A 12,547-nucleotide genomic window follows, 5' to 3' on the forward strand; every position below is an offset into this window, starting at 1 on the left:
CTGCGAACCCTGTGCGGGCCCTTCCGAGCCGCTCCCTCCGCCGCTAGCGTGCTCCGCCAACCGGAAGGAGGTGCCGGCCCGTGTACTCGTACGGATTCCCCTCGTCCCACGACTCCTCCCCCCACCACCGCAAGCCGCGCACCCGAAGACATCCTCACGCCCCCACCGCGGTCGCCACGACCGCGGCCCTGTCCTCCTTGGGCCTGCTCCTCCCCCACCAGGCCTCGGCGGCGCCCGCGCACGAGGCGCGGCGGCTGCTCGGCAGCCATGCCGCCGACCGGTACCGGGGCGCCGGCCCCCTCGGCGGGACCGCGACCCTCCTGCTGAGCGACGACCCGCAGGCCTTCTTCGCGCAGACGCACCTGCTGAACCGGCTCGGCGGCCGCGAGCACGCGCTGCTCACCGAGTACACGCGGGCGCCGCGGATCGCGACGGCCCGGCTGCGCCCCGGCGACCTGGTCTTCTTCTACGGCGACATCAGCCATGTCGGGATCTATGTGGGCGGCGGCCGCATGATCCACGCCCCGCGGCCGGGGGCGTACGTCCGCGAGGACTCGATCTACTACCAGCCGATCCACGGGAGCGTCCGGCCCGGGTGAGGCCCGTAGGACGTTCCCCCGCCCGTCCGCCGGCGCTCCCCCGGCCCGTCCGACGTGGACCGGCAGGACGGCCGGACCGCCGTGTACACGGTGTACGGCATCGAGGTCGCCCGCCTGACGGAGATCCGCGGACAGCCACCGCCTACGCTCGTCGCATGAACGTACTCATCAGCGTCTTCGTCGGCCTGCACATCATCGGGATCGCCTCGCTGCTCGGCGGTTTCCTGACCCAGATGAAGGCGATGAGCGCCGGCACGGCCCGCTTCGTGCCGGCGATGCTGCACGGTGCGCTGACCATGCTCGTCACCGGCGTACTGCTGGTCGGCTTCCGCGAGATGGACGGCGACACGGTCAACAACATCAAGATCGGCGTGAAGCTCGCGATCCTCTTCGTGATCCTGGCGCTCGTCTACGTCAAGCGTGACGAGGAGCGGGTGGAGAAGGCCCTGTTCGGCGCGGTCGGCGGACTGACCATGGTCAATATCTTCATCGCCGTTCTCTGGCACTGACACCGCACGGACATCGGGCAACCATCCGGCGGCCAGGTCCGGTCACGTCCGACCACTTGCGGCCATCTCGTCATCTCCCCGTTACCTTCGGGTCTAGCGTCCCTCCTCCAAGCAACGACAGAGGAAGGACGTGAGGCCCTCGTGGCCAGTCATCGAAAGCCCAGGCAGCGCCCGCTCGCCGGCACCGCCGCACGGAGCACCGTACGCACCACGGCCGCCACCCTCGCCCTCGCGGGCGCTGCCACCGCCACCGCGTTCGAAGGCACCTCCCACGCCGACCCCCGGCAGACGCCCTCGCAGGTCAAGGCGGATGTGGACCGGCTCTACGAGGAGGCCGAGGCCGCGACCGACCGGTACAACGGGGCGAAGGAGAAGGCGGACGACGCGCAACGCGCCCTCGCCGGACTGCAGGACGAGACCGCCCGCAAGACGGATCAGCTCAACACCGCCCGCAGCACGCTCGGTTCGCTGGCCGCGACCCAGTACCGCAGCGGGACCCTCAGCGCCGCCGTACAGCTGGCGATGGCCGACGACCCGCAGGAGTACCTGGACCGGGCCGCCCTCATCGCCCGCGCCGGAAACCGGAACGCGGCCGAGATCTCCACCGTGCGCCGCAAGCTCGACGAGGTCGGACACCTCGAGGAGCAGGCCGCCGGACGCCTCGCCGACCTGCGCGCCCGGCAGGGCGAACTCGCCGGCCACAAGGCCGAGATCGAGGAGAAGCTGAGCGCCGCCCAGCGGCTGCTGGCCAAGCTCACCGCCGAGGAGCGCGCGGCCTACGAGGCCGACTCCGCCGGCGCTCGCACGCCGGGCCCGCCGCCCTCGCCCTCGCCCTCGCCCTCGCCCTCGCCCTCGCCCTCCGACGGTTCCCGCGCCGCCCGCGCGGTGGCGTTCGCGTACGGGGCGATCGGCAAGCCCTACGTGTGGGGTGCGACGGGGCCGGGCTCCTTCGACTGCTCGGGGCTGACCCAGGCGGCCTGGCGCGCGGCCGGGGTGTCGCTGCCGCGCACCACGTACACCCAGATCAACACCGGGCAGCGGATCTCCCGCAACCAGCTGACCCCCGGTGACCTGGTGTTCTTCTACTCCGGGATCTCCCACGTCGGCCTGTACATTGGCAACGGCCAGATGATCCACGCCCCGCGCCCCGGCTCCACGGTGCGCCTCGCCCCGGTGGACTCGATGCCGTGGGCGGGTGCTTCCCGACCGGCGTAGCCGCGACCGGCCGCGACCGGCCGCTACGGGCAGGCCGTGCCTACGGGGCCTTGACCGTCTTGCTCAGCCAGTCGAAGGTCTGCGGCAGCTGCTTCGACCACGATTCGAGGTTGTGGCCACCGACGACCTTCTCCGCGTGCACCACGGTCGGGCTCTGCGCGAGCGCCTTGAGGTCCGTGCCGGACAGGTAGCCGTCCTGCTCCGCCCCCGACATCCACAGGGAGACCGCCGGCGGCGCGGGCGCGGCCTTGAGCAGGTTCTTCAGGTTGTGGGTGCGGCGCAGCTCCGGATCCTGCGCGACCAGCGACGAGGGCTCCTGCCCCGGGTCGTTGTAGCCGGACAGGGAGACCGCCGCGCTGTAACGGTCGGGGTGGTTGATCGCCAGCTTGGCGGCGCAGTACGCCCCGGCCGAGTAGCCGGCCACGCCCCATGTGCGGGCCTCTTGCGAGACCCGGAAGTTGTCGGCGACCATCTTGCGGACGTCGACGCTGAACCAGCTGTCGGCGTTGACCTTGCCGGGGATGTTGGCGCAGCCGGTGTCGGCGTTGCCGAGCAGCATGGCGCGCGGCGAGACCAGGATGAACGGCTGCACCTTGCCGCTCTTCATGAGCGGCTCCAGGATCTCGTGCGCCTTCAGGCCCTGGAACCAGGACTTGCCCGTCCCCGGTATGCCCGGGATCAGTTCGACCACGGGGAACTTCTTGTCCTTGAAGGCCGGGTCGTCGTACTGGGGCGGCAGCCACACCAGGACGTCGCCCTTGACCCCGGAGATCTTGCCGTCGAGCTCGGTCTTCTTGACCCGGCCGCCGAGTCCCTCGACCGGCTGGAAGTCCTGGACCACCTTCGGCGCGGCCTTGACCTCCGCGGCCTTCTTCCCGCCGAGCCCGTCGGGGCCCAGGTCGGGGGCGGCGGTGACGTACTTGCCGGTGCCGAGCAGATCGCCCCAGGAGGCGTAGAAGTTCATGTCGCGGTTGACCGCGATGAACACCAGCGCGACGGCCGTGACCTGGGCGAAGACCATCATCGAGGTGCGGATGGCGACGCGTACGGCGGCGGGGCCGCGCACCTTGCTCCACACGATCAGCGGCAGGAGGACGGCGCACGCCGTCAGGGCGATCACCGTCGCGAAGAGGGGGGTCCCCGTCAAACTCATCACGGACGGTAGAGGGGTCCGGGACCTGCTCGGGTTCCCGGTACCGACTGCGGTGTGGATCACAGGACCCATGGCCTGAGATCCACTTCGCGTGGATCGCCGGGCGGATCCGCCCGGCCGTCCGGCGTCTGCCGGGCCCCCTCCCCGCTCAGACCAGCCGGCGTGCCGTGGCCCAGCGGGTGAGCTCGTGCCGGTTCGACAGCTGCAGCTTCCTCAGGACCGCCGAGACGTGCGATTCCACGGTCTTCACCGAGATGAAGAGCTGCTTGGCGATCTCCTTGTACGCGTATCCGCGCGCGATCAGCCGCAGCACCTCGCGCTCGCGCTGGGTGAGGCGGTCGAGGTCCTCGTCGACCGGCGGGGCGTCCGTCGAGGCGAAGGCGTCGAGGACGAAGCCCGCCAGCCTCGGCGAGAACACCGCGTCCCCGTCCTGGACCCGGAAGACCGAATCCACCAGGTCGGTGCCGGTGATCGTCTTGGTGACGTAGCCGCGCGCGCCGCCCCGGATGACCCCGATGACGTCCTCCGCGGCGTCCGACACGGACAGGGCCAGGAACCGCACCGGGTCCTCGGCGGCCGCCATCAGCGGGGCGCAGCGGCGCAGCACCTCCACGCCGCCGCCGCCGGGCAGGTGCACGTCGAGGAGCACCACCTCGGGGCGGGTGGCGGTGATGACGGTGACGGCCTGGTCCACGTCGGCGGCCTCGCCGACGACCTCGACCCCGGTCCGGTCGGTCTCGCCGATCTCGGCCTGGACGCCCGTGCGGAACATCCTGTGGTCGTCGACGAGCACCACCCGGACTCGCCTGGCCACCGCTCCGCTGCTCGCGTTGTCGCCGGTGCCCGCGTTGTCGCCGGTGCTCGCGTTGTCGCCGGTGCTCGCGTTGTCGCCGGTGCTCGCGTTGTCCTCGGTCATGCTGCCTTCGCCGCCCTCTCCATCTCCAGCTCGACTTCCGTGCCGCCGTCGGGCGCGGACCGCAGCCGCGCGGTCCCGCCGTTGCGCTGCATCCGGCCGATGATCGATTCTCGTACGCCCATCCGGTCGTCCGGTACCGCGTCCATGTCGAAGCCCGGTCCGCGGTCCCGTACGGACACGAACACCGTCTGGCCGTCCACCTCCGCGAACACCTGGACGGGGCCGCCGTCGCCACCGTACTTGGCCGCGTTGACCATCGCCTCGCGCGCTGCCTGCATCTGTGCCGCCAGCTTCTCGTCGAGGGGGCAGTCGCCGACGACGACCACCTCGATCGGGACCCCGTGGTGGTCCTCGACCTCGGCGGCGGTCTTCTTCACCGCCTCGGCCAGCGTGCTCGGCTCCTCGGCCTCGTCCTTGCCGGTGCCCTCGGGCTTGTACAGCCAGTTGCGCAGCTCCCGCTCCTGGGCCCGCGCGAGGCGGCGTACCTCTCCGGCGTCCTCCGCGTTGCGCTGGATCAGGGTGAGGGTGTGCAGCACGGAGTCGTGGACGTGGGCGGCGACCTCGGCGCGCTCCTGGGCGCGGATGCGCATCAGGCGCTCTTCGGAGAGGTCCTGGGTCATGCGGATCAGCCAGGGGCCGGCGAGGAGCGCGACGCCGACGAGGACGGCGAGGGTGGCGGTCATGACGTTGCCCAGCTGGGCGGCGGAGCCGCGGACGACGATGAAGACGGTCAGGCCCACGCCGACCAGGGCGACGCCCGCGAGCGCGCGGGCGGTCTGCAGCAGTCGCGCGTGCCGTCCGGCGGCGGCGTTCCAGTGGGCGCGGCGGGCGTTGTCGGCCTGGCGCCATACGAGGACCACCCCGGCCCCGACCAGCAGCAGCGGCCACACGTACCGGCCGGATGTGCCGCCGACCTGCACCTTGGAGATGAAGATTCCGGCGCCGACGCACAGCGCGATCAACGCGGTGATCTGGCCCCGCTCGGGCTTGCGCAGGCGCCGGGTGCCGTCGGGGAGGGTGTCGAAGTAGGAGCGGTGTCCGCTGCGGCCGCCGACGCCGAGCGGTACGAAGACCCAGAACGCGGCGTAGAGCAGCACGCCGAGGCCGTCGCCCCACATGAACAGTCCGAGGAAGACGAGCCGGACCCAGACGACGGGCAGCCCGAGGTGCCCTGCGAGGCCGCGCGCGACACCGCCGAGCATCCGGCCGTCGGCGCTGCGGTAGAGCTTGCGCTGCGGCGTCTCGTCGGAGTCCGGTGCGTACGGCGGGCGGGGGGCGGTTGCTACGGGCATGTCACCGATGGTCACACGCGCGCGGTGCCCGGGGCATCAGGGCAGCCCCCCACTTCTCTCGGGGGGATATCAGGGCTGTCCCAGGGTGGATCCGGATGCCCTCGGCGTCGGCGGACCGTCACCATGTACGCATGACCGAAGTACACGATTCCCCTCCGCCGGACGCCGGGGCCGGCGCGGGCGCCGCGAGCGGCCCGCCGTCCGCCGAGCGTCCTCCCCCGCGCCTGCGCCGCTCCAAGCGCGACAAGGTGCTCGCGGGCGTGTGCGGCGGCCTGGGGCGGTACTTCTGCCTCGACCCGGTGATCTTCCGGATCGTGCTCGGCGTCCTCGCGGTGACGGGCGGAGTCGGTCTGATCTTCTACGGATTCGCGTGGCTGCTGCTGCCCCAGGAGGGCGAGGAGGACAGCGAGGCGAAGAAGCTGCTGACGGGGCGGGTCGAGGGCGCGACGCTGGCGGCGGTGTTCACCGCGCTGGTGGGCTGCGCCCTGTTCCTGTCGATGCTGGACAACGGCGGGCTGGCGGTCTTCTCCGTCCTGGCCGCCTTGGCGCTGGGCGGCGGGGCGTACTGGTCGCAGCGCCACCGGCACACCGGTACCCAGGCCCCGCAGGACAGGGCCGCCGCGGCCTCAGGGGGCGCGGAGTTCGTCTGGCCGGAGGCCACGCGCACCGGGCACCGGACCGCGCACAGTCCGGCGCCGCCCGAGACCCAGGCGCCGCCCACGCCCGGCGGCCCTTCCTGGTGGCGGGACCCGCTGGTCAAGGACGGCACCACGGGACCGGTCGGCGAGACCGGGTACCTGTGGGGGCCGGCCGATCCGGCCCCGGACGACCTGGGCGACCCGGCGGCTGCCCCGGCCGGGGACCGCGTCCGCCCGGCGCCGCGCGGCGGTGTCGGCGGCCGGGTGTTCGTGCTGGCGCTGCTGGCCGGATTCGTCGGCGCCGCCTCGGTCTGGGAGGGCAGCACCCTGAGCCACGCGCTGCAGGTCGCCTTCGCATGCGCCCTCGCGGTCTTCGGTCTCGGACTGGCGGTCAGCTCGGTCAAGGGCCGCACCGGCTTCGGCACCGTGCTCCTCGCGATGATCACGGCCGGGCTGCTGGCCGGTGCGGTGGCCCTGCCCAAGGAGATCGGCACCGACTGGCGGGACGTGAACTGGCGGCCGGCCTCGGTGGATGCCGTGGCGCCGCGGTACGAGGCGGGGACCGGACTCGCCACCTTGGACCTGAGCCACCTGGATGTACCCAAGGGCGCCACCGTGCCCGTCCACGCCTCGATCGAGGCGGGCCGGCTCCGGGTGATCCTGCCGAGGGAGGTCACCGGGCAGGCGGAGGCCACCGTAAGACTGGGTGACATCCAGATGCCCGGCGAGGCCGATGGCGCGATACGCGTCAAGCACGACGGCGAGACCCGCCGGGAGACCCTGCCGCCCACCCCGGGCACCGCGGCGGGCGGGACGATCGAGCTGCACCTGAACGCGGGTGTGGGACAGGTGGAGGTGACCCGTGCGGCGTCATGAGTTCCAGCCGGGACGGCTGATCGCGGGCCTGGTCTTGATGGCGGCGGGCGTGCTCTATCTGCTCGGCGCGGCCGGCGAGGCCGACCCGCCGTGGTTCCTCGTCCTCCTGATGACCCTGGGCGGGCTCGCCTTCGCCTCCGTGGTCGGCCTGGTGACCTATGCCGTGCGCCGCGACCGGCGCGAGCGGATCACCGAATCCAGCGAGAGTAGGGCGCACCGGCGAGGACCAGCGGGATCCAGGCCATGAGGTACACCAGGTCGTTGCCGTAGTAGTACGGGGTCACCGCCCAGGACACCGTGAGCCACAGGCTGAGCGAGATCAGCGCCCCGCCGACGGCAGCGATCCGGGTCAGGAGGCCGGCCAGGACACCCAGGCCGACCAGGAGTTCCCCGATGGCCAGGGCGACGGCGAAGCCGACGGGCGCCTTGAGCGCCAGGTCCACCAGGGCCGGGACCGCCGAGGTGTCGCGCACCCCGCGCATCAGGTCGCCGATGGAGCCGTCGCCGGTGGCGGAGAGGAACGCGGAGTCGGTCAGCTTGTCCAGCCCCGCGTAGACGAAGGTCACGCCGAGGAAGATCCGCAGGGGCAGGAGCGCGTGGCGGGCGGCACGTGCGCGCAGGCCCACGGCTTCGTCGGCACGGGCGCCGGAGGGGACGTCAGTTCGGGTCACGCGACATGTGTACCCAATTCACTCGGCCACGTCGATGGTGCAGCGGTTGGATTCCACTCCGGCGGCGGTGACCACTTGGACCTCGATCCGCCCCGGTTCCACTTCGGCGGGCACCGGCACGGTCAGCACCGCGTCGGAGGGGTTGGTGAAACCGCCCGCCACCGGGACCAGCGGCACGTGCACGTGGACCGCCCCGACCCGGACCACGAGGCGTGCCAGCATCTCCGGCGTGTGCGCACCCGGCGGCACGAAACCCACGCCCCGGATCTCGATGTCGTCCCCGGGGCGGATCGCCGCGTCCAGATCCCCGGGCTCCCGTCTGCGCACCACCGACAGCACCAAGGGGCGGCTGCCCTCGGCGTACTTCGCCGCCAGGTACACGACTGCCGACAGGGCCACCAGCAGCGCCAGCGCCCACGGAAGCTGCGGAAGCCGGTCCGGGAAGCGGGCCAGCGACACCGCCGCGTAGGCGAGTACCACCGTGGAGACCAGCACGTACTGGGCGTCCGGGAAGGATCCCCGGCCCGCGTCGTCCGTGAGCAGGTCGGCCCCGGTCGGGCGGTCCGCCGGCAGCTTCTGCAGCCGCTGCCCCATGATCCGTACGGAGACCACGCGGCGCACCAGCACCGCGACGGCCGAGGTCAGGGCGAGCACCGCCAGCAGCGGCAGCGCCCGGTCGAGCGCGAACCCCGCGTACAGCGCCTGGCGCTCCGGCCCGGGCGAGGAGGCCGCGAGGCGCAGCGCGGGCAGCAGCGCCGCGAAGGCGGTGAGCACGAGCCAGGCGCTCGGCACCACCTTCGAGGTGGACAGCCGGTTGTCCTCGCCGACCAGCGGGGCCAGCAGCCCGCCCCGGACGGTCTGCGCGCGGGCCGCCACCGTCAGCAGGGCGGCCAGCGTGAGCGCGGCCAGCAGCCCGGCGGTGCGCGCCGTGGACCAGCCGGTGCCGAGCGCGGTGCCGACCTGGACCAGCAGCAGCACCCCGGCGGCGATCCACACGGCGAGCACGGCACGCCGCGAGAGCAGGTACAGCCAGGAGTGCCCGGCCTCCCTGCCCCGGTCGGCGACCGTGCGCGCGGACAGGGTCAGTTCATCGGACACCCACTGCCGGGACGCCCCGGCGGAGCGGGCGACGGCGGCGGGCAGCCCCTGCCCGGCGGCGAACTCGTCGCGCTTCTCCAGGAACGCGGCGACCGCGCGCCGGTGCCCTTCGCGCGCCCCGTGTGGGCAGTCCTCGCAGGTGCAGCTGCCGCCATGGGTGGGTCGGGAGATCTCTTGGACAGCCACGAACGTGCCGCCTCTCTGGACTACGGTGCAATGCCAGCGAATTGTGCACCACTGCGGCAGTGCTCCGGATTGCGCACGATGTCAGAGCAGGTGATTAACCGTTCATGATGTTGACGCCACCTGTTCCAGCAGCGGCTGGCAGTTCACCCAGGCCGCCAGATCGGACCCGAACCGCTCCCGCGTGGCGACCGCGCCGTGGTGGCTGATGAGCACCGCTTTTCCGGCCGCCCGCGCGATCAGCTGGACCTGCGCGGCCCGTTCCGCCGCGATGAACCACCAGGTCGCGGCGTCCACCGAGTCGCCGACGGTCAGCAGCCCTTGGTTGCGCAGGACCAGCGCCTTGTACGGGCCGAGCGCGCCCGCGATCCGCCCGGCGTCCTCGGCGCCCTCGTACTCGTCGAGGAGCGCGTGGTCCTCGTAGAAGGCGCAGGCCTCCTGGGTGACCGGGGCGATCAGTTCGCCGAGGGCGGCGAGCGCCCGGCCGTACGGGGCCTGCGTGCGGACGACGGCCACCACCCCCGGCCGGGCCCGGTGGACGGCGGCGTGCACGGCGAAGGCCAGCTGGTTGACCCGGCGCTCCCCCTGGCGGACCCGCCCCTGCCCGTCGACCAGCAGCAGGTCGTCGGGGCCGATCGAGCCGAAGGCCCGGCCGAAGGGGTTGACCCAGTAGCAGTCCTCGAACTCGGGGTCCCGGGCGCTGACGTGCCCGCCCACCCCGTCCTCGTAGCCGAGCCGCCCCAGCAGCCGCAGCGCCCCGGCGAGCCGCTGCTTGCGGTGCGCGCGCTCCTCCTCGGCCGTGGCGAACGCCGGCGGCATCTCGAAGCCCAGCCGCTCGACGGGCACGGGCGCGGGCGCGGGCGGGGGTACGGGTGCGGGCGGGGGTACGGGTGCGGGTACGGGTGCGACCACCCCTTCGCCTTCGCGTGCGGGTTGCTCGGCCATGGCCCCTCCTTCAAGGTCGCGGCGCAAGGTACCGGCGACCGGGCGAAGAGGCCATACGTACGGCCGGACATGCGGCGAGGCCGCCGCTCCCGGGTGGGAGCGGCGGCCTCGTCACGTACGGCGAACGGGTGGGACTACTCCCACTCGATGGTGCCCGGGGGCTTGCTCGTGCAGTCCAGGACCACGCGGTTGACGTCCGGCACCTCGTTGGTGATGCGGGTGGAGATCCGCGCGAGCACCTCGTACGGCATGCGCGTCCAGTCCGCGGTCATCGCGTCCTCGGAGGAGACGGGGCGCAGCACGATCGGGTGGCCGTAGGTGCGGCCGTCACCCTGGACGCCGACGCTGCGGACGTCCGCGAGCAGGACGACCGGGCACTGCCAGATCTCGCGGTCCAGGCCGGCCGCGGTGAGCTCGTGGCGGGCGATGGCGTCGGCCTCGCGGAGCAGGTCCAGGCGCTCCTTGGTGACCTCGCCGACGATGCGGATGCCGAGGCCCGGGCCCGGGAAGGGCTGGCGCTGGACGATCTCGTCGGGCAGGCCGAGCTCCTGGCCGACCATCCGGACCTCGTCCTTGAACAGCTGGCGCAGCGGCTCGACGAGCTCGAACTCGATGTCGTCGGGGAGGCCGCCCACGTTGTGGTGGGACTTGATGTTCGCGGTGCCGGCGCCGCCGCCGGACTCGACGACGTCCGGGTACAGGGTGCCCTGGACCAGGAAGGCCACGTCCGCGCCGCCCTCGGCGATGATCTCGGCCTGGGCCTGCTCGAAGACGCGGATGAACTCGCGGCCGATGATCTTGCGCTTGGTCTCCGGGTCGGAGACGCCCGCCAGCGCGTTCAGGAAGCGCTCCTGCGCGTCGACGACCTTCAGCTGCACGCCGGTGGCCGCGACGAAGTCCTTCTCGACCTGCTCGGTCTCGCCCTTGCGCATCAGGCCGTGGTCGACGTAGACGCAGGTGAGCTGCGAGCCGATGGCCTTCTGTACGAGCGCTGCGGCGACGGCCGAGTCCACGCCGCCGGACAGGCCGCAGATGGCGCGCTTGTCGCCGACCTGCTCGCGGATGGCCGCGACCTGCTCCTCGACGATGTTGCCGGTGGTCCAGGTGGGCCGGAGGCCGGCGCCGCGGTAGAGGAAGTGCTCCAGGATCTGCTGGCCGTGCGTGGAGTGCATCACCTCGGGGTGGTACTGCACGCCGTACAGCTTCTTCGCGTCGTTCTCGAAGGCCGCGACCGGGACGACGTCGGTCGAAGCAGTGACGGTGAAGCCCTCGGGGGCGGCGGAGCAGGCGTCTCCGTGGGACATCCACACCGACTGGTTCTCGGGGGTGCCCTCGAAGAGCGTGGAGCCGGCCTTGGAGACGGCCAGCGGGGTGCGGCCGTACTCGCGGGCGCCGGTGTTGTCGACGGTGCCGCCCAGGGTGACCGCCATCAGCTGGAAGCCGTAGCACATGCCGAAGACGGGAACGCCGGCCTCGAAGATGCCGCCGTCGAGCTGGGGGGCGCCTTCCTCGTACACGGAGGACGGGCCGCCGGAGAGGATGATCGCCTTGGGGTTCTTGGCCAGCATCTCGGCCAGGGGCATCGTGCTGGGCACGATCTCGGAGTAGACCCGTGCCTCGCGGACGCGGCGGGCGATGAGCTGGGCGTACTGGGCGCCGAAGTCGACGACGAGAACCGTGTCCGGGGCGCTGTCGTGGGCGGCGGAGGGTGCTTCTGGCACGGGGCGGCCTTCCGGCGGAAGAGGTGGCTGTTTTGTCGATTCTAACGGGGGACCTGCACACCTCTTCGTCTCACCATCTGAATCGACTTGGCCCGGAGCGGGATAGAGGGTAATAATCCGTTCCATGCGCAAGCAGCTGAGCTTCCTCTTTACCTATGGCACCGGCCGGTCCGGTCGCCATGGGTCATCGTGATGCTCGCTTGAGCCACTGACTTCCCAGAGCGCCCCGGTCCGACAGGACCGGGGCGCTCTCGCGTTCCTCCGGACCTGCGGGCCCCACCCGACAGGAGACCGACCATGACCACGATCACCACCACCCCCGAGCAGCTGATCGCCGACTCCCGCGAGCGGATCGACGCCCTCGACGACCGGATCATCGGCCTGATCCAGGAGCGGATGGCCGTCTCGGCCGTCATCCAGGAGGCCCGGATCGGTTCGGGCGGGCGCCGCGTGCACCTGTCCCGGGAGATGGAGGTCCTGGGCCACTGGAGCGACGCCCTCGGCAAGCCCGGCACCTCGCTCGCCATGACGCTGCTGGAGCTGTGCCGGGGCAGGGTGTGAAGCCCGTGACGCCTGTTCGTCACCCGTCCGGACCGTGACCGCCCCCGGGGCCCTTCGTTGATGCGGATGTCCGCGCCAGCCAGGCGCGGGACAGCGACACCACGCGTGGCTCCGCTGGAGCGATGAGGCGTGCGCCCCGTGGAGCGCGCGTCGTGGGACCTCGCTCCCGC

Annotated in this window: 11 protein-coding genes and 1 pseudogene; 5 read left to right on the forward strand and 7 right to left on the reverse strand. The window is 72.3% G+C overall.

The window, feature by feature from the left end; all coding sequences use genetic code 11:
* Positions 1-80: 80 nt before the first annotated feature.
* The 3 genes from J7F03_RS42230 (at position 81) to J7F03_RS01560 (ending at position 2,323) form a co-directional block, all read left to right on the forward strand.
* A complete protein-coding gene (locus J7F03_RS42230) occupies positions 81-599 on the forward strand; it encodes a C40 family peptidase (RefSeq protein ID WP_214946785.1) in 519 nt (172 codons plus the stop codon).
* Between the two features lie 155 nt (positions 600-754).
* On the forward strand, positions 755-1,108 hold the full coding sequence (locus J7F03_RS01555) for a hypothetical protein (protein ID WP_214946786.1): 354 nt from the start codon (positions 755-757) through the stop codon (positions 1,106-1,108).
* Between the two features lie 141 nt (positions 1,109-1,249).
* Positions 1,250-2,323 (forward strand): C40 family peptidase, encoded by a 1,074-nt coding sequence (locus J7F03_RS01560; protein ID WP_214946787.1) that lies wholly within the window; start codon positions 1,250-1,252, stop codon positions 2,321-2,323.
* Positions 2,324-2,363: 40 nt separating this feature from the next.
* On the opposite strand, the gene J7F03_RS01565 is transcribed toward J7F03_RS01560, so the two are convergent.
* The 3 genes from J7F03_RS01565 to J7F03_RS01575 all read right to left on the reverse strand — a co-directional run bounded on the left by J7F03_RS01565 (position 2,364) and on the right by J7F03_RS01575 (position 5,684).
* On the reverse strand, positions 2,364-3,476 hold the full coding sequence (locus J7F03_RS01565) for an esterase family protein (protein WP_214946788.1): 1,113 nt from the start codon (positions 3,474-3,476) through the stop codon (positions 2,364-2,366).
* 148 nt (positions 3,477-3,624) lie between these two features.
* The gene (locus tag J7F03_RS01570) at positions 3,625-4,392 is read right to left on the reverse strand and encodes a response regulator transcription factor (protein WP_285440372.1); all 768 of its coding nucleotides are present in this window, start codon (positions 4,390-4,392) and stop codon (positions 3,625-3,627) included.
* Entirely contained in the window at positions 4,389-5,684 is a 1,296-nt protein-coding gene (locus tag J7F03_RS01575) for an ATP-binding protein (protein WP_214946789.1), read from the reverse strand. The genes J7F03_RS01570 and J7F03_RS01575 overlap by 4 nt, the downstream gene beginning before the upstream one ends.
* 131 nt (positions 5,685-5,815) lie before the next feature.
* On the opposite strand from J7F03_RS01575, the gene J7F03_RS01580 reads away from it, so the two are divergent.
* The gene (locus J7F03_RS01580) at positions 5,816-7,198 is read left to right on the forward strand and encodes a PspC domain-containing protein (protein WP_214946790.1); all 1,383 of its coding nucleotides are present in this window, start codon (positions 5,816-5,818) and stop codon (positions 7,196-7,198) included.
* A gap of 156 nt (positions 7,199-7,354) precedes the next feature.
* On the opposite strand, the pseudogene J7F03_RS01590 reads toward J7F03_RS01580, so the two are convergent.
* From J7F03_RS01590 to guaA, 4 genes and pseudogenes are all read right to left on the reverse strand, one after another.
* Positions 7,355-7,869 (reverse strand): annotated as a pseudogene (locus tag J7F03_RS01590) (DoxX family protein).
* A gap of 18 nt (positions 7,870-7,887) precedes the next feature.
* Positions 7,888-9,153: a hypothetical protein gene (locus J7F03_RS01595; RefSeq protein WP_214946793.1), complete on the reverse strand. Its 1,266-nt coding sequence runs from the start codon at positions 9,151-9,153 to the stop codon at positions 7,888-7,890.
* Positions 9,154-9,255: 102 nt separating this feature from the next.
* Positions 9,256-10,095: a class II aldolase/adducin family protein gene (locus J7F03_RS01600; RefSeq protein ID WP_214946794.1), complete on the reverse strand. Its 840-nt coding sequence runs from the start codon at positions 10,093-10,095 to the stop codon at positions 9,256-9,258.
* 134 nt (positions 10,096-10,229) lie between these two features.
* Entirely contained in the window at positions 10,230-11,816 is a 1,587-nt protein-coding gene (gene guaA, locus J7F03_RS01605) for a glutamine-hydrolyzing GMP synthase (RefSeq protein WP_214946795.1), read from the reverse strand.
* A 297-nt stretch (positions 11,817-12,113) separates the two neighbouring features.
* Here guaA and J7F03_RS01610 point away from each other — a divergent pair, with 297 nt between their 5' ends.
* On the forward strand, positions 12,114-12,377 hold the full coding sequence (locus J7F03_RS01610) for a chorismate mutase (protein WP_214946796.1): 264 nt from the start codon (positions 12,114-12,116) through the stop codon (positions 12,375-12,377).
* Positions 12,378-12,547 lie beyond the last annotated feature (170 nt).

Origin of the sequence: Streptomyces sp. ISL-43, assembly GCF_018614195.1 — a bacterium.
Lineage (GTDB): Bacteria > Actinomycetota > Actinomycetes > Streptomycetales > Streptomycetaceae > Streptomyces.

Coding starts and splice junctions, on each gene's coding strand:
- J7F03_RS01555 (WP_214946786.1), top strand. CDS start 755: ATGAACGTACTCATCAGCGTCTTCGTCGGCCTGCACATCATCGGGATC.
- J7F03_RS01565 (WP_214946788.1), bottom strand. CDS start 3,476: ATGAGTTTGACGGGGACCCCCCTCTTCGCGACGGTGATCGCCCTGACG.
- J7F03_RS01570 (WP_285440372.1), bottom strand. CDS start 4,392: ATGACCGAGGACAACGCGAGCACCGGCGACAACGCGAGCACCGGCGAC.
- J7F03_RS01575 (WP_214946789.1), bottom strand. CDS start 5,684: ATGCCCGTAGCAACCGCCCCCCGCCCGCCGTACGCACCGGACTCCGAC.
- J7F03_RS01580 (WP_214946790.1), top strand. CDS start 5,816: ATGACCGAAGTACACGATTCCCCTCCGCCGGACGCCGGGGCCGGCGCG.
- J7F03_RS01600 (WP_214946794.1), bottom strand. CDS start 10,095: ATGGCCGAGCAACCCGCACGCGAAGGCGAAGGGGTGGTCGCACCCGTA.
- J7F03_RS01610 (WP_214946796.1), top strand. CDS start 12,114: ATGACCACGATCACCACCACCCCCGAGCAGCTGATCGCCGACTCCCGC.